This is a genomic window from Methylobacterium carpenticola (assembly GCF_042748905.1).
In the GTDB taxonomy this organism is placed as follows: domain Bacteria; phylum Pseudomonadota; class Alphaproteobacteria; order Rhizobiales; family Beijerinckiaceae; genus Methylobacterium; species Methylobacterium carpenticola.
Genome location: NZ_JBHZEO010000001.1, coordinates 316,340 through 331,608 on the forward strand (window position 1 = coordinate 316,340; position 15,269 = coordinate 331,608).

The 15,269-nt window shown below is 71.9% G+C and carries 17 protein-coding genes; 9 read left to right on the forward strand and 8 right to left on the reverse strand.

Annotation, left to right across the window (positions count from 1 at the left end; translation table 11 throughout):
• Positions 1–122: 122 nt before the first annotated feature.
• From bla to panC, 4 genes are all read left to right on the forward strand, one after another.
• The gene (gene bla, locus ACE101_RS01650; RefSeq protein WP_379125783.1) at positions 123–995 is read left to right on the forward strand and encodes a class A beta-lactamase; all 873 of its coding nucleotides are present in this window, start codon (positions 123–125) and stop codon (positions 993–995) included.
• Between the two features lie 8 nt (positions 996–1,003).
• The gene (gene ybaK / locus ACE101_RS01655) at positions 1,004–1,477 is read left to right on the forward strand and encodes a Cys-tRNA(Pro) deacylase (RefSeq protein WP_379125784.1); all 474 of its coding nucleotides are present in this window, start codon (positions 1,004–1,006) and stop codon (positions 1,475–1,477) included.
• Between the two features lie 89 nt (positions 1,478–1,566).
• Complete coding sequence (locus ACE101_RS01660; RefSeq protein WP_379125785.1) at positions 1,567–1,887, forward strand: hypothetical protein; 321 nt, start codon at positions 1,567–1,569, stop codon at positions 1,885–1,887.
• An 89-nt stretch (positions 1,888–1,976) separates the two neighbouring features.
• Positions 1,977–2,846, forward strand: coding sequence for a pantoate--beta-alanine ligase (gene panC, locus ACE101_RS01665; RefSeq protein WP_379125786.1), 870 nt, complete (start codon positions 1,977–1,979; stop codon positions 2,844–2,846).
• A gap of 159 nt (positions 2,847–3,005) precedes the next feature.
• Here the strand turns inward: panC and dapD are convergent, their stop codons facing one another.
• From dapD to ACE101_RS01685, 4 genes are all read right to left on the reverse strand, one after another.
• Positions 3,006–3,851, reverse strand: a complete 846-nt coding sequence (dapD, locus tag ACE101_RS01670) for a 2,3,4,5-tetrahydropyridine-2,6-dicarboxylate N-succinyltransferase (protein ID WP_379125787.1) — start codon at positions 3,849–3,851, stop codon at positions 3,006–3,008.
• A gap of 124 nt (positions 3,852–3,975) precedes the next feature.
• Positions 3,976–4,425: a cyclic nucleotide-binding domain-containing protein gene (locus tag ACE101_RS01675; RefSeq protein ID WP_379125788.1), complete on the reverse strand. Its 450-nt coding sequence runs from the start codon at positions 4,423–4,425 to the stop codon at positions 3,976–3,978.
• A gap of 126 nt (positions 4,426–4,551) precedes the next feature.
• The gene (locus ACE101_RS01680) at positions 4,552–5,238 is read right to left on the reverse strand and encodes a response regulator transcription factor (RefSeq protein WP_379125789.1); all 687 of its coding nucleotides are present in this window, start codon (positions 5,236–5,238) and stop codon (positions 4,552–4,554) included.
• 314 nt (positions 5,239–5,552) lie between these two features.
• Positions 5,553–6,215 (reverse strand): 3'-5' exonuclease, encoded by a 663-nt coding sequence (locus ACE101_RS01685; RefSeq protein WP_379125791.1) that lies wholly within the window; start codon positions 6,213–6,215, stop codon positions 5,553–5,555.
• Positions 6,216–6,272: 57 nt separating this feature from the next.
• On the opposite strand from ACE101_RS01685, the gene ACE101_RS01690 reads away from it, so the two are divergent.
• Complete coding sequence (locus ACE101_RS01690) at positions 6,273–6,806, forward strand: L,D-transpeptidase family protein (protein ID WP_379125792.1); 534 nt, start codon at positions 6,273–6,275, stop codon at positions 6,804–6,806.
• Between the two features lie 183 nt (positions 6,807–6,989).
• Entirely contained in the window at positions 6,990–7,190 is a 201-nt protein-coding gene (locus ACE101_RS01695) for a hypothetical protein (protein ID WP_379125793.1), read from the forward strand.
• Between the two features lie 281 nt (positions 7,191–7,471).
• Here the strand turns inward: ACE101_RS01695 and ACE101_RS01700 are convergent, their stop codons facing one another.
• Positions 7,472–8,155, reverse strand: a complete 684-nt coding sequence (locus ACE101_RS01700) for a YggS family pyridoxal phosphate-dependent enzyme (protein WP_379125794.1) — start codon at positions 8,153–8,155, stop codon at positions 7,472–7,474.
• A 184-nt stretch (positions 8,156–8,339) separates the two neighbouring features.
• Here ACE101_RS01700 and leuS point away from each other — a divergent pair, with 184 nt between their 5' ends.
• The 3 genes from leuS to holA all read left to right on the forward strand — a co-directional run bounded on the left by leuS (position 8,340) and on the right by holA (position 12,708).
• On the forward strand, positions 8,340–10,931 hold the full coding sequence (gene leuS, locus ACE101_RS01705) for a leucine--tRNA ligase (protein ID WP_379125795.1): 2,592 nt from the start codon (positions 8,340–8,342) through the stop codon (positions 10,929–10,931).
• A gap of 215 nt (positions 10,932–11,146) precedes the next feature.
• The gene (locus tag ACE101_RS01710; protein ID WP_379125796.1) at positions 11,147–11,683 is read left to right on the forward strand and encodes an LPS assembly lipoprotein LptE; all 537 of its coding nucleotides are present in this window, start codon (positions 11,147–11,149) and stop codon (positions 11,681–11,683) included.
• Positions 11,680–12,708: a DNA polymerase III subunit delta gene (gene holA / locus ACE101_RS01715; protein ID WP_379125797.1), complete on the forward strand. Its 1,029-nt coding sequence runs from the start codon at positions 11,680–11,682 to the stop codon at positions 12,706–12,708. The genes ACE101_RS01710 and holA overlap by 4 nt, the downstream gene beginning before the upstream one ends.
• Before the next feature lie 152 nt (positions 12,709–12,860).
• On the opposite strand, the gene ACE101_RS01720 is transcribed toward holA, so the two are convergent.
• From ACE101_RS01720 to rsmG, 3 genes are read right to left on the reverse strand one after another with little or no spacing between them, the layout of a single operon-like run.
• Positions 12,861–13,754: a ParB/RepB/Spo0J family partition protein gene (locus tag ACE101_RS01720; RefSeq protein ID WP_379125798.1), complete on the reverse strand. Its 894-nt coding sequence runs from the start codon at positions 13,752–13,754 to the stop codon at positions 12,861–12,863.
• A 32-nt stretch (positions 13,755–13,786) separates the two neighbouring features.
• Complete coding sequence (locus ACE101_RS01725; protein WP_379125800.1) at positions 13,787–14,635, reverse strand: ParA family protein; 849 nt, start codon at positions 14,633–14,635, stop codon at positions 13,787–13,789.
• On the reverse strand, positions 14,632–15,264 hold the full coding sequence (gene rsmG / locus ACE101_RS01730) for a 16S rRNA (guanine(527)-N(7))-methyltransferase RsmG (protein WP_379125802.1): 633 nt from the start codon (positions 15,262–15,264) through the stop codon (positions 14,632–14,634). The genes ACE101_RS01725 and rsmG overlap by 4 nt, the downstream gene beginning before the upstream one ends.
• Positions 15,265–15,269 lie beyond the last annotated feature (5 nt).

Below are 15,269 nucleotides of genomic sequence, written 5' to 3' on the forward strand. Positions count from 1 at the left end.
CGCCATTCGGCCACGCCGCCTGCCCGGAATGGTCAAGGTTCGGTGCGAGCACCCGGTCCGACAGACGACACCCGGCCGCTGTCGCGAGAGCGACCGAGCCTGCCGAGAACCGGAGCGCCGCCATGCCGACCTTCACCCGCCGCGCCGCCCTGATCGGCAGCCTCGTCCTCTCCTGTGCCGCCCGCGCGGCGGAAGGTCCCGAGGAGGCGGTGGCGCATCTCGCGGCCCTGGAGCGGCAGGATGGCGGGCGCCTCGGCGTCACCGTGCGCGACACGGGCAGCGGGCGCGTCCTCTCCTACCGGGCGGACGAGCGCTTCGCCCTGTGCAGCACGTTCAAGGCAGTGGCGGCCGCCGCCATCCTGGCCCGGGTCGATCGCGGCGAGGAGAGCCTCGAGCGCCGCATGACCTATGGCCGGGAGGATCTCGACACCTATTCGCCGGTCACCGGCCCCCGCGTGGCGGAGGGCGGCCTCAGCCTCGGCGAGGCCTGCGCGGCCGCGGTGGTGCTGAGCGACAACACCGCCGGCAACCTGATGCTGCGGGCGCTCGGCGGGCCGGAGGGCGTCACCGCCTTCGCCCGCGCCCAGGGCGATTCGGTCACCCGGCTCGACCGCACCGAGCCGACCCTCAATACCGCGATCCCCGGCGACCCGCGCGACACGACGAGCCCCGCCGCGATGACGGGCCTTCTGGAGCGCATCCTGCTCGGCCCGGCCCTCGGCGCCGACAGCCGCGCCCGCCTCCTCGGCTGGATGACCGAGAGCCCCACCGGCGCCAAGCGCCTGCGCGCCGGCCTGCCGGCCGGATGGAGCGTCGGCGACAAGACCGGCACCGGCGAGAACGGCACCGCCAACGTGATCGCCCTGGTGCGCCGCCCGGCCGGTGCGCCCCTCATCGCCAGCGTGTATCTCACGCAGTCGCCCGCCCCGCCGGAGGCCCGCAACGGCCTGCACGCGGAGGTCGGGCGGCTGATCGCCCGCACCTTCGTGGCCTGACCGTCCCGATGTCGAAGACCACCCGCGCCACCCTGGCGCTCAGCAAGGCGGGCGTGGCGCACAGCGTCCACGCCTACGATTACGATCCGGACGCGCCCCGCATCGGGCTCCAGGCGGCGGAGGCGCTCGGCCTCGCGCCGGAGCGCGTGCTGAAGACCCTGATGGCGCAGGTCGACGGCAAGCCGGTCTGCGCGCTGGTGCCCTCGGACCGCGAGGTCTCGCTGAAGCGGCTCGCCGCCGCCTTCGGCGGCAAGGCGGCGGCGATGCTGCGGCCGGCCGAGGCCGAGCGCCTGACCGGCTACCATGTCGGCGGCATCTCGCCCCTCGGCCAGAAGCGCCCGGTGCCGACCCTGGTGGAGGCGGCGGCCCTGCATCACGAGACCGTCTTCGTGAATGGCGGCCAGCGGGGTCTCCAGGTGCAGCTCGCGCCGGCGGATCTGGTGGCGGTTCTCGGCGCCCGCACCGCCGCGGTGGTGAGCTGAGGCCCGCGGTGACGGACCGTTAACCACGCGGCGGCACCGTGGCCCGGCGCGCCGCTGAGGGAACCACCGTGGGATCGATCGCCGGAGCCGTGCGGAGACGCCTTGGCATCACGCTCGCCTGTCTCGGCGGGATGGCCGCGGCCGCCCACGCGGCCGACCTTGATCAGCCGGCTTACTATCCGGCGTTGCGGTACTTTCCGCGCGGCGACGAGGAGGTGGTGCGGCGCGCGCCGGTGCCGGTTCCGGTCGCGGCCTGCCCGCCCGGCGCGGGCATCGTGCCGACCAACGGACCGGCCGATCCGAGCTATGTCGGCTCGTCCCTCGGGCTCGGCAAGCCGAGCTATTACGGCCTCACGCCACCGCCCGGGGTGGACGACCCGTACGGACGGCGCCTGCGCGTCTGCCCGTGAGGCACGTCTCGGCGCCCCGGCCGAGGGACGGGTTTCGCTCCCCGGCCGCATGCCCTAGGGTCCCGCCGTTCGAGCCCGGAGCCTGCGCGATGTCCGCCCTGTCCCCCTCCCCTGCCGCTTCGGTCGCGCGGCTCGGAGACGTTCCGTCCCTCCGCGCCCAGGTCCGCGCGTGGCGGACGGCGGGCGAGGATGTGGCGCTCGTTCCCACCATGGGGGCCCTGCACGAGGGCCATCTCACCCTGGTGCGGCAGGCCCGCGAGACCTGCCGGCGGGTGATCGTCAGCATCTTCGTGAATCCGACGCAGTTCGGCCCGAGCGAGGATTTCTCGCGCTATCCCCGCGATCCGGAGCGCGACGTCGCCCTTCTCGCCACGGCCGGGGCGGATGCGGCCTACCTGCCGGACGTGGCCACCATGTACCCGCCGGGTTTTTCCACGACGGTGAGCGTCGCGGGCCTCACGGAGCAGCTCTGCGGGCCCCTGCGGCCCGGCCATTTCGCCGGGGTCGCCACCGTGGTGACGAAGCTCCTGCTCCAGGCGCTGCCGGACCGGGCGCTGTTCGGCGAGAAGGATTACCAGCAGCTCCAGGTGATCCGCCGCTTCGTGCGCGACCTCGACATCCCGGTGACGATCGAGGGCGTGCCGACCGTGCGGGAGACGGACGGGCTCGCCCTCTCCTCGCGCAACCAGTACCTCTCGGCCGAGGAGCGCGCGGCGGCCCCGCACCTCGCCGCGGTGCTGCGCCGGGTGGCCGATGCGGTGCGGGCCGGTGCCGAGACGGCACCCGCGCTGGCGGAGGGGCGCGCCGCCCTGGAAGCGGCCGGGTTCGGGCCCGTGCAGTATCTCTCGGTCAACGACGCGGATTCGCTCGCCCCGCTCGACCGCGTGGCCGGGCCCGCCCGGGTGCTCGCGGCGGCCTATCTCGGCCGCACGCGCCTCATCGACAACGTCGCGGTCTGATCCCAACGGCCCAAGATGCTGCCGCGTCGGTCCGTTAGGACATCGCGGACTTTCGACACCAAGCCGGAGACTTGGTCAGAGAAGAGACTTGGCCAGAGACCTGGCGAAAATCCGAGAACGGAACCAGCGGTCATTGGCAATGACCGCTGGTACGATCGATCAGTCGCGCAGCAATTCGTTGATGCCGGTCTTCGCCCGCGTGCCAGCATCGACGCGCTTCACGATCACCGCGCAGTAGAGCGAGGGGCCGGGGGTGCCGTCCGGCAGCGCCTTGCCGGGCTGCGTGCCCGACACCACCACCGAGTAGGGCGGCACGCGGCCATAGCTCACCTCGCCGGTGGCGCGGTCGATGATCTTGGTCGAGGCGCCGATATAGACCCCCATCGACAGCACGCTGCCCTCGCCGATGATCACGCCCTCGGCCACCTCAGCGCGGGCGCCGATGAAGCAGTTGTCCTCGATGATGACCGGGTTCGCCTGGAGCGGCTCCAGCACGCCCGCGATGCCGGCACCGCCGGAGATGTGGCAGTTCTTGCCCACCTGCGCGCAGGAGCCGATGGTCGCCCAGGTGTCGACCATGGTGCCCTCGCCCACATAGGCGCCGAGATTCACGAAGGAGGGCATCAGCACCGCGCCCGGCGCGATGAAGGAGCCGCGGCGCACCACGGCGCCCGGCACCGCCCGGAAGCCCGCCGCGCGGAAGCGCTCGGCGTCCCAGCCCTCGAACTTCGAGGGCACCTTGTCCCACCACGCCGCGCCGCCGGGGCCGCCCGGGATCACCGACATGTCGTTGAGGCGGAAGGACAGCAGCACCGCCTTCTTGAGCCACTGGTTCACCTGCCAATCGGCGTTGCCGGACTTCTCGGCGACGCGCGCCGCGCCGGAATCGAGCAGGGCCAGCGCCGCCTCGACGGCCTCGCGCACCGCGCCCTGCGTGGCCGGGCCGACGCTCGCGCGGTCCTCCCAGGCGGCTTCGATGGTCCGGGCGAGATCGGCATGCGACATGACGGAATCCTGAAGTGCAATCGGGCGCCTGCTTACCAAAGCCCCGCCGCCGCTGTCATCCCGCCATGATGGCCGCCCGCGGGGGCGGCTCCCAGTCGACGAAGAGCCGTTCGCAAAGACCGCCCTAGCCGGGATCCGCCGCCCGCGAGCGGGACAATTCCCCGGCGAGCGCCGAGAGGTCGTCCGCGAGCGCGTCGTGGATCGCCGCGGCGGCGTCGGGAAACACCTCCAGCACCCGCCGCATCAGCGCCCGCGGGATCACCATGACCTCGGCGCTTCCCGCGGCGCGGGCCGTGGTCGGCCGCTCCTGGGGCAGGAACAGGGCGATCTGGCCGATGAGGGTCGCGGGACCGGCCTCGATGGGCGGCGCTCCCGCCGCTCGGGGATCGAGACGGATCGTGCCGCGCAGCACCACGTAGCCCCCGTCCGCCGCGTCGCCGCGCGCGAACAGCGCGGCGTCGGGCGCGAGGGAGCGGCGCTCGGCCGCGAAGGAGATCAGCCGCAGCGCATCCCGGTTCATCAGGCCGAAGAGCGGACTCGAAGCCAGGATCGCGATGTCGTCGTCGAGCGCCAACGGCTCCGGCCTCCCCCACCGCCCGGGGGCGGTCGCCCGAACTGCTTAGCCGATCCGGCTTGGCCGCACTACCGGGCGAGGTGCCCGCGTGACGCGGGGCCCCGCGCTTCCGGGGCCGCGGCGGGATCAGGGCAGCAGCTTGTAGCCGCCGCCCTCCGTCACGAGGATCGAGGCGGCGGCCGGGTTGGGCTCGATCTTCTGGCGCAGCCGGTAGATGTGCGTTTCCAGGGTGTGCGTCGTCACCTGGGCGTTGTAGCCCCAGACCTCGGCCAGCAGCGTGTCGCGCCCGACCACCTGCCGCCCCGCCCGGTAGAGGAAGCGCAGGATCGCGGTCTCCTTCTCGGTGAGCTTCAGCTTCGAGCCGCGCTCGCCCACGAGCAGCTTGGCGCCGGGCCGGAAGGTGTAGGGGCCGATCTGGAAGATCGCGTCCTCGCTCGCCTCATACTGGCGCAGCTGGGCACGGATGCGCGCGAGCAGCACCGCGAACTTGAACGGCTTCGTCACGTAGTCGTTGGCGCCCGCGTCGAGCCCCATCACGGTGTCGACCTCCGAGGTCTGCGCGGTCAGCATGATGATGGGGCTGCGGAAGCCGTTCTGGCGCATCTGCTTGACGGCGTCGCGCCCGTCCATGTCGGGCAGCCCGACATCCATCACGACGAGGTCGACCCGCTCCGCCGCGACGCGCGCGACGGCGCCCTGCGCGGTCTCCTCGGTCTCCACCTCGAACTCGGCATCGAGTTCGAGCTGCTCGGTGAGGGTCTCGCGAAGCGAGGGGTCGTCGTCGACGACGAGCAGACGATGGGCGTTCGACATCGGAACGGCACTCTCGAGAACGCGATCCGGCACCAGGCGCCGGCTCTGCGGAAGTCCATCTCCGGCCGAGCGACAGACCCGGCCGGCCTGGGCGTGCGGCGCGGGACCGCTGCTTAACAGCATGCGGGCGCGAGAGTAGCGGAGCGCGATGTCGCGGCAAGGGCTGCCGCGGTCATGTCCACGGCCGGTGCGGCCCGCGACCGGCGCCGTGTCCCACCGTCGTGGCGGCCCGCCGGCCCGTCGCAGATTTCGGATCCCATCCCACGCGGCCGGCCCTCGGGCCGGGACCCGTGCGGCACCGGCCCGGACCCTGCTCAGCCGGACGGGCGCGGAGGCAGCTTTCCGTCGGGACGGGGCGGCGGCGGGCGCAGGTTCGTCGGCGGGCCGAGATCCGGCCGCGCGACCCTCACCGGGCAGCCTTGCAGCCAGAGATAGACCCGCAGGGCGAGCCAGGCATCCTCCAGCGCACCGTGGTGCTCGCCTTCCCGCCGCAGGCGGACGCGGCGGCAGACCGCATCGAGGGAGGCCGAGCCCGTCTCGCCCCGGCGCCGGTAGGCCTCCATGGTGCAGTAGCTGCGCATCGCGACGGCCGGCCGGCCCGCGGCGGCGAATTCGCGCCGGAGGAAGCCGAGGTCGAAATCGGCGTTGTGCGCCACGACGAGATCGGCCGCGCCGATGAGGGACGCGAGTGCGTCGAGGTGGCGGGCGGCGGGCTCCTGATGACGCAGGAGCCAGTCGTCGAAGCCATGGACCGCCTCGGCCCTGGGATGGCTCGCCCGCTGCGGATCGAAGATGAGGTGGTGGCAGGTCAGCAGCGGCCGGGAGTCCAGCAACGAGGCGGTGTCGAGGAGGACGGCGCCGAAGCTGACGATCCGGTCACCGGCATCGAGCCCCGTGGTCTCGACGTCGAGGGCGAGGAGCCGCCGCGGCAGCCAGCCGAGCCAGTCCGGCGCCGTGTCACTGCCCTGTCCCGTCATCCGGCCCTCCCGCTGCGCCTGGAAACGCGCCCGCACCCGTCCTAAACCTCGGCCGTCATGAAGCGTACCACTCTCCCGCTCCTGCGCGTCCGCGCGACCGTGCTCGATCCGTCCCGCGGCACCCTGATCGCCGGCCCGGTGCAGGTCCCCTGCGCCCTCGGCAAGACCGGGCGCACCTGGGTCAAGCGCGAGGGCGACGGCGCCTCGCCGCGGGGCCGGTTCCGCCTGCGCGCCGGCTTCTACCGGCCCGATCACCTCGGCGCCCGGCCCCGCACCGGCCTCGCGCTCCGCCCGATCCGCCCGCGGGACGGCTGGTGCGACGACCCGCGCGACCGCCGCTACAACCGGCCGATCCCCCTCCCCGCCCCCGGCGTGAGCGCCGAGCGGATGTGGCGCGAGGACGCCGTCTACGACCTCGTGATCGACCTCGACTACAACCGCGGCCCGATCCGGCGCGGGCGCGGCAGCGCCATCTTCCTGCACGTCGCCCGGCCGGGCTTCGCGCCCACCGAGGGCTGCGTCGCCCTGCGTCGGCCGGATCTGCGCCGTCTCCTGATCCGGCTCGGACCGAAGACGCGCTTGTTGATCTGATATTTCTTTTCGCATCCGCACAATGGATGCCGGTCCGGGCGTCGTATCCGCGCCCCTTGTTGCGGCGCAGCAAGAACATCAACCGTCGTTCGGAAATATTGGTAACGCTGCCACGCTCGCCATATTCGTAAACGTCCTGTAGGGTGCCGCCGATCTCACAACCATCGAGACAGGGAGACGCGCATGCTGCTCGACGCCTATACTGCGACCGAAATCGTGCGCGCGCGGCAGATCCATGCCGCGGAAGGCCCGAAGGGGACCCTCTGGGACCGGGGGGTGCGGTATCGCGGGGATGTCGACGCGATCGTGCCGTTGTCGGACGATGATCGCCTGCGCTTCCTGGAGCAGGCCCGCGAGGAGATCCGGCTCCTGCACACGAACTGAGCGGCGGTCGTCCGGAGCCAGACCCGGATTCGGGCGAGCGGTCCTGCGCCCCGCGAGGCGCTGATCACGCGGCATCGGACGGGATTCGGAAACCACACCCGTCCTCATGCCGAGGTGGCGCCTGGCGCCCTCCGGCGGGCGGAGCCGGTAAGCACCCCGGACCAGCGCTCCACTGTGCCCGGACGGGGCGGTCACGGATGTGCTTCGAGGGCCGGCCGGCCACCTCAGCATGAGGGCCGCTGTCGCCGCCGAAACCGGCAATGGACGGCACCGCGTGCCCCTCACCCCTTGGCCGCCCGCGCCCCGAAGATCGCCGTGCCGACGCGGACATGGGTCGCGCCCATCTGGATCGCCGCCGGGTAATCCGCACTCATTCCCATCGAGAGCAGGCCGAGGCCGTGACGGGCCGCGATGCGGGCCAGCAGCGCGAAATGCGCCGAAGGCGGGTCCTCCGCCGGCGGAATGCACATCAGGCCCGCGATGGCGAGGCCGTGCGCGTCCCGGCAGGCCGTCAGGAAGGCATCGATCTCGCCCGGCGACACGCCGCCCTTCTGCGGCTCGTCACCGGTATTGACCTGCACGAGCAGGCGCGGCTGCCGGCCCGTGCGCTGCATCTCCTTGGCCAGGGCCGCCGCCAGGGAGGGCCGGTCGAGGGAGTGGATCACGTCGAACAGCTCCACCGCTTCCCGCGCCTTGTTCGATTGCAGCGGGCCGATCATGTGAAGCTCGACATCGGGGAAGCGCTCGCGCAGGGCGGGCCACTTGCCCTTGGCCTCCTGAACGTAGTTCTCGCCGAAGAGCCGCTGGCCAGCCTCCAGGGCGGGCAGGATGCCCTCGGCGGGCACCGTCTTCGAGACCGCGATCAGGGCGACGGAGGCCGGATCGCGCTCGTGGTCGAGGGCCGCGCGGGCGATCTCGGCCCGCACCGCCGCCAGATTCGCCGCGACCGTCGCGGGCTCGATCATTCCGGCTCTCCCTGGTGCCGCCCCGGCCGGCTCAACCGTTGACCCCGGGGACCAAACCGTGTCCTAGTCCGGCGGCGCCGGGCCGGGCAAGCTCAACCGTTTGCCGCCGCGGCGCTTTCCCGTTTCGCTTTTCCGGTGCCGGCTCCCGCAGCCGGCGCCCGCCGGTTCGATGAAGACGCTCCCCATGGCCGAACGTTACAACGCGAAGGAATCCGAGCCGCACTGGCAGGCGGTCTGGGCCGAGCGCGACCTCTTCCGCACCCGCAACGACGACCCGCGGCCGACCTACTACGTGCTGGAGATGTTCCCCTACCCGTCGGGACGCATCCACATGGGCCACGTGCGCAACTACGCCATGGGCGACGTGGTGGCGCGCTACAAGCGGGCCAAGGGCTTCAACGTGCTGCATCCGATGGGCTGGGACGCCTTCGGCCTGCCGGCCGAGAACGCCGCCATGGAGCGCAAGATCAACCCGCGCGAATGGACCTACGCCAACATTGCGACGATGCGGGCGCAGCTCCAGGCGATGGGCCTGTCGCTGGACTGGAGCCGCGAGGTCGCGACCTGCGATCCGACCTACTACAAGCACCAGCAGCGGATGTTCCTGGACTTCCTGAAGGCCGGGCTGGTGACGCGGCGCACCGCCAAGGTGAACTGGGACCCGGTGGACCACACCGTGCTCGCCAACGAGCAGGTGATCGACGGGCGCGGCTGGCGCTCGGGCGCGCTGGTGGAGCAGCGCGAGCTGACCCAGTGGTTCTTCCGGATCACCGATTACGCCCAGGACCTGAGTGACCGGCTCGACACCCTGGAGCGCTGGCCGGAGAAGGTCCGGCTGATGCAGAAGAACTGGATCGGCCGCTCCGAGGGGCTGGAGGTCCGCTTCGCCCTCGACACCCCGCCCGCCGGCGCGGCCCCCGACGTGAAGGTCTACACCACGCGGCCCGACACCCTGTTCGGCGCCAAGTTCCTGGCCATCGCCGCCGACCATCCGCTCGCGGGCGCGCTCGCGGCGCAATCCCCGGCCCTGCAGGACTTCATCGCCGAGTGCCACCGCATGGGCACGGCCCAGGAGGCGATCGACACCGCGGAGAAGCTCGGCTTCGACACCGGCCTGCGGGTGCGTCACCCGCTCGATCCGTCCTGGCTGCTGCCGGTCTACGTGGCCAATTTCGTGCTGATGGACTACGGCACCGGCGCCGTGTTCGGCTGTCCGGCCCATGACCAGCGCGACCTCGACTTCGCCAACAAGTACGGCCTCGGCAACACCCCGGTGGTCTGCCCGCCGGACGTCGACCCGGCGAGCTTCGTGATCACCGACACCGCCTATGACGGCGACGGCCGGATGATCAACTCGCGCTTCCTCGACGGGATGACGGCGGGCGAGGCCTTCGCGGCGGTGGCCGAGCGACTCGAAGCCGAGCGGCTCGGCGACGCGCCGGTGGCGCAGCGCCGGGTGCAGTTCCGCCTGCGCGACTGGGGCATCTCGCGCCAGCGCTACTGGGGCTGCCCGATTCCGGTGATCCATTGCGAATCCTGCGGCGTGGTGCCGGTGCCGGTGGCGGACCTGCCGGTGAAGCTGCCGGAGGAGGTCTCCTTCGACCAGCCGGGCAACCCGCTGGAGCGGGACGCCGCGTGGCGCAACGTCCCCTGCCCCACCTGCGGCAAGCCGGCGAAGCGCGAGACGGACACGATGGACACCTTCGTGGATTCCTCGTGGTACTTCGCCCGCTTCACCGCTCCCTGGCTGGAGGACGCGCCGACCGACCCGGCGGCGGCCGACCGCTGGCTGCCCGTCGACCAGTATATCGGCGGCATCGAGCACGCGATCCTGCACCTGCTCTACTCACGCTTCTTCGCGCGGGCGATGCGCAAGGTCGGCTGGGGCGGCGCCGACGAGCCCTTCGCGGGCCTGTTCACCCAGGGCATGGTGGTCCACGAGACCTACAAGGACGCGGCCGGCGGCTGGGTGCAGCCCTCCGAGGTGCGCATCAGCGTCGAGGATGGTGAGCGGCGCGGTTTTCACGTGAAAACCGGCGATCCGGTCAGCATCGGCTCGATCGAGAAGATGTCGAAGTCGAAGCGCAACGTGGTCGACCCCGACGACATCATCGCCTCCTACGGCGCCGACACCGCCCGCTGGTTCATGCTCTCCGACTCGCCGCCGGAGCGCGACGTGATCTGGACCGAGGACGGGGTGCAGGGCGCCTCCCGCTTCGTCCAGCGCGTCTGGCGCCTCGTCAACGAGATCGCCGAGCGGCCGGAGACCCCGGGCGATGCCGCCGCGGATCTCGCCCTGCGCAAGGCCGCCCACAAGGCGCTGGCGGCAGTGGGCGAGGATATCGAGCGCCTGCGCTTCAACCGCTGCGTGGCGCATATCTACGAGCTCGCCAACACCCTCCAGGACGCGCTGACGGGCAAGGCGGCGCTCGGCCGCCCCGCCCTCCTGGAAGCCGGCACGATCCTCGTGCAGCTCCTCGCCCCGATGATGCCGCATCTCGCCGAGGCGGCCTGGGCCGTGCTCGGGCGGACGGGCCTCGTCGCCGAGGCGGCTTGGCCCGAGGTCGAGCGCGACCTCCTCGTCGAGGACAGCGTGACCCTGCCGGTACAGGTGAACGGCAGGAAGCGCGCCGACGTCACCGTGCCCCGGGAGGCGGATGCCGCCTTCGTCGAGACCGCCGTGCTCGCCCTCGAAGCGGTGCAGCGGGCCCTCGAGGGCAAGGCGCCCCGCAAGGTGATCGTGGTGCCCAAGCGCATCGTCAACGTGGTCGCATAGAGGGGAAAGCGGGGACATCGCGCCCCGCGATCACGCTCCTGCCGCAGAGCTTCTTTAAGCATCCATGCTTATGGCCTGCTGGCGCAGGCCTGTGGCTTCGTGAGGCCTGCTGGCGCAGGCTTGGCTTTGGTGAGGCCTGCTGGCGCAGGCTTGGCTTCGTGCGGGCCGCCGTCCACCCGGGCGGCGACCCGCGCCACGCGTAGGACGGGACCGGGATGGCACGCAGCAGGGTCGGGACGGTGAAACGGCTGGCGCTCGCGGCAGGCTTGATGCTGGGCCTCTCGGCCTGCTTCCGGCCGCTCTACGGGCCGACCCCGTCGGGCGCGCCCCTGAGTGCGGTTCTGGCCTCGATTCAGGTCGATCAGGCCACCACGCCTCAGGGGCAGGAGCGGCTCGGCCACTACCTGCGCAGCGAGCTGGTCTTCGATCTCGACGGCTCCGGCCAGCCTTCCGAGAAGCGTTACCGGCTCGAACTCGCCGTGAGCGAGACGGTGCAGACGCCGATCGTCAGCTCGGTCACCGCCCGGGCCGAATCCGCCACGCTCTACGGCACCGCCACCTACAAGGTCGTGCCCCTCGACGGCAGCCGCTCGGTCACCGATGGCACGGCCACCGGGCTCGTGACCTACGACCGTTCGGTCCAGCGCTTCGCCAGTCTGCGGGCTGCCCGCGAAGCGGAGATCCGCCTCGCCAAGCTCCTCGCCGACCAGATCAAGGCGCGGGTGGCGGCGATGCTCGCCACCCAGCCGTGACGGCGGTCCGCCCCGGCGACATCGAGGGGCTGCTGCGGCGCGGCCCCGATCCGCGCATCGCGGTGATCCTGGTCTACGGTCCCGATACGGGCCTCGTCGCGGAGCGCGCCCGCCGGCTCGCCGAGAGCGCCGTGCCGGACCCGTCCGACCCGTTCGCCCTGGTGAAGCTCGACGGGGACACGCTCGCGGGCGATCCGGGCCGTCTCGTGGACGAGGCCGGCACGGTGGGCCTGTTCGGCGGCCAGCGCGCGATCTGGGTACGGCCCGGAAGCCGCAATTACGCCCCGGCGGTGGATGCCGTGCTCAAGGCGGATGTCGCCGCGACCCGCATCGTGGTCGAGGCCGGCGACCTCGCGAAGTCCTCCCCTCTGCGATCGCTTTGCGAGCGCTCGCAGCGGGCACTCGCCCTCCCCTGCTATCCGGACGACGCCCGAGCCCTCGCCGAGCTGATCGATAGCCGGCTTCAGGCCGAGGGATTGCGGATCGCCCGGGACGCCCGCGAGATCTTCGCGGCGAGCCTTGGCGGCGACCGCCGGGCAAGTCTCGGCGAGATCGAGAAGCTCGCCCTCTACGCGCGTGGCCGCGGCGAGATCACCCTGGAGGATGTCGAGGCGATCGCGAGCGACGTTTCGGGCTCGGTGCTCAACGCCCTGATCGACGCGGCCTTCGCCGGGCAGCCCGCAGACACGGAGCGGACCTACCGCCGCTTCCAGGTCGAGGGCATGGATGCCTCGGTGATGCTCGGGGCCGCCCTGCGCCACGCCTTGACCCTGCTGACCGTCCGGCTCGATGGCGCCGGCCAGAGCCCGGGCCAGATGGTGGCGAACTGGCGCGGCCTGCATTTTCGCCGGCAAAGAATCGTCGAGACCCAGCTCGCGCGCTGGTCGCCGGACGGCCTGCGCCGGGCGGTGACCCGGCTTCAGGAGGCGGTGCTGGCCTGCCGCCGGGCGGACGGCGATTTCGCGCACGCGGTCGCGGGCGATGTCTTCCTGCGTCTCGCTCTGGAGGCCGGGCGCCGGGGCTGAGCAGCCCGAGCGCCCTCCCCTCTCAAGCGCCCTGCTGGTCCGCGCGACGCGCCCCGATCTCGGTAAGCCGCCATGTCCTCATCCGGAGGTGGCCGGCGAAGCCGGCCCTCGGAGCGCCCTGAACGCCGATCCCGCGGCGAATGCGGCTTGCCTCACCCCTGCATCTCCAGCCGGCGGCAGAGGCCGTCGAGCTGATCCAGGGTGCCGTAACGCAGGCGCACCTCGCCGCCATTGCCGCGATGCTCGATCGACACCGTGACGCCGAGGATGTCCTCCAGGCGCCGCTCCAGCGCCCGCGTATCGGCATCCTTCTCCGGCACGGCCTTGCGCGGGCGACCCGGCCGCGGCCCGGCCTCCGCCGGCTGCTCGGCCGCCGCCAGGGCCTCGACCTCGCGGACGGTGAGCCCTTCGGCCATCACGCGGCGCGCCACCGCCTCCGGATCCTTCACCGAGAGCAGCGCGCGGGCGTGGCCGGCGGTGAGCGTGCCGGCGATGACCTGCTCCTGCACGACGGGCGGCAGGTTGAGCAGGCGGAGCGTGTTGGCGAGATGGCTGCGGCTCTTGCCGATGATCTCCGCGAGCTCGGTCTGGCTGTAGCGGAACTCGCTCATCAGCCGCTCGTAGCCGGCCGCCTCCTCGATCGGGTTGAGGTCGGCGCGCTGGACGTTCTCCAGGATCGCGTATTCGAGCGAGGTGCGGTCGTCGATCTCGACCACCACCACCGGCACCTCGTGCAGGCCGGCCCGCTGCGCGGCGCGCCAGCGCCGCTCGCCGGCCACGATCTCGAAGGTGTCCGGCACCTGGGCGACCGCGCGCACGACGATGGGCTGGATCACCCCGCGGGTGCGAATCGAGGCCGCCAGTTCCTCCAGCTCCGCCTCGGCGAAGTGACGGCGCGGGTTGCGCGGGTTCGGCCGCAGGAACTCGATCGGTGCCTTGCGCTGGCCCCGGCGATCCGGCGCCGGCGGCGGCGCATCGTCACCAACGTCGCCGATCAATGCCGCGAGCCCACGCCCGAGCCGCGGCCGGACTACCTCGTCCGCCATCTGGAATTATCCTCGTCTGTGCCCCGGGCCGGTCAGGCGGCGGCGGGGAGGCGCCCTTCGCGCTGGATGATCTCGGAGGCGAGCCGCAGATAGGCCTGCGACCCGGCGCATTTCAGGTCGTAGAGCAGCACCGGCTTGCCGTGGGACGGCGCCTCGGACACGCGCACATTGCGCGGGATCATCGTCTCGTAGACCTTGTCGCCCATGAACTCGCGCACATCGGCGACCACCTGCGATGACAGGTTGTTGCGCGGGTCGAACATGGTGAGAACGATGCCCTGGATGGCGAGGCGCGGGTTGAGCGCCCCCTTCACCTGCTCGACGGTGCGCAGGAGCTGGCTCAAGCCCTCCAGGGCGAAGAATTCGCATTGCAGGGGCACCAGCACCGCGTCGGCCGCGGTGAGCGCGTTGATGGTGAGCAGGTTGAGCGAGGGCGGGCAATCGATCAGCACGTAGGTGAAGCGCTCATCCTCCGGTAGGTCGCTGTTCGTCACCGGTTCGAGCACGCGCCGCAGCCGCTGGGCACGGTCGGCGGCGGTCGCCATCTCCATCTCCAGGCCGAGCAGGTCCATGGTCGAGGGGGCGATGGCGAGACGCGGGACCGCCGTCACCTGGATGGCCTCCCGCAAGGGTGCGTCGCCCGCGAGCACGTCGTAGGTGGAGAGGCGGCGCTGCCGCCGGTCGATGCCGAGCCCCGTCGAGGCGTTGCCCTGGGGATCGAGATCGATGATCAGCACCTGCTCACCGATGGCGGCGAGCGCGGTTCCCAGGTTGATGGCGGTCGTGGTCTTGCCGACGCCGCCCTTCTGATTGGCGAGCGCGATGATGCGGAGGGGGCGCGAAACGCCACTCGCCGGTGCCTCGGGAGAGTCCACGATCATGGAAGCTGGTCGCTCAAGCTGGAAATGCGGATGATTCCCGCCGAGGAATCGGTCCGACTCGGGATCACGTCCGCCTCGAATGTCCATGTTTCGCGAGCGGCGGTCAATTCGGATTGGGCCTCGCGGCCCTTCGGAAACAGCCCGATGGTGCCGTTTTTCAACAGCGGCGCCGTCCAGGCGATGAGCTGCGTGAGCGGGGCGAGAGCCCGGGCGCAGACGATCTCCGTAGCGGCGAAGCGGCCGACCACGCTCTCGATCCGCGCCACGTGAATGCGGGCCGGAGCTCCGGTCAGCCGTGCGGTCTCCTGCAGGAAGGCGCCCTTGCGGCTGTTGCTCTCGACGAGATCGACGCGCAGGCCAGGCCGCGACTCGCGTCCGGCGATGGCGAGGATCAGGCCGGGAATTCCGGCGCCGCTACCGAGATCGAGCCAGCGCGTCGCGCCCGGAGCCGCGTCGAGGAGTTGCAGGGAATCCGCCACGTGCCGTGTCCACACCTCCGGGAGGGTGGATGGTCCGACGAGGTTCTTGATCGTCTGCCAGCGGGCGAGCTGGGCGACGTAGAGGTCGAGGGCGGCGGCTGTTTCACGTGAAACACCCGCCGCGGCGAGGACCCGGTCGCGATCGGACATGGCCC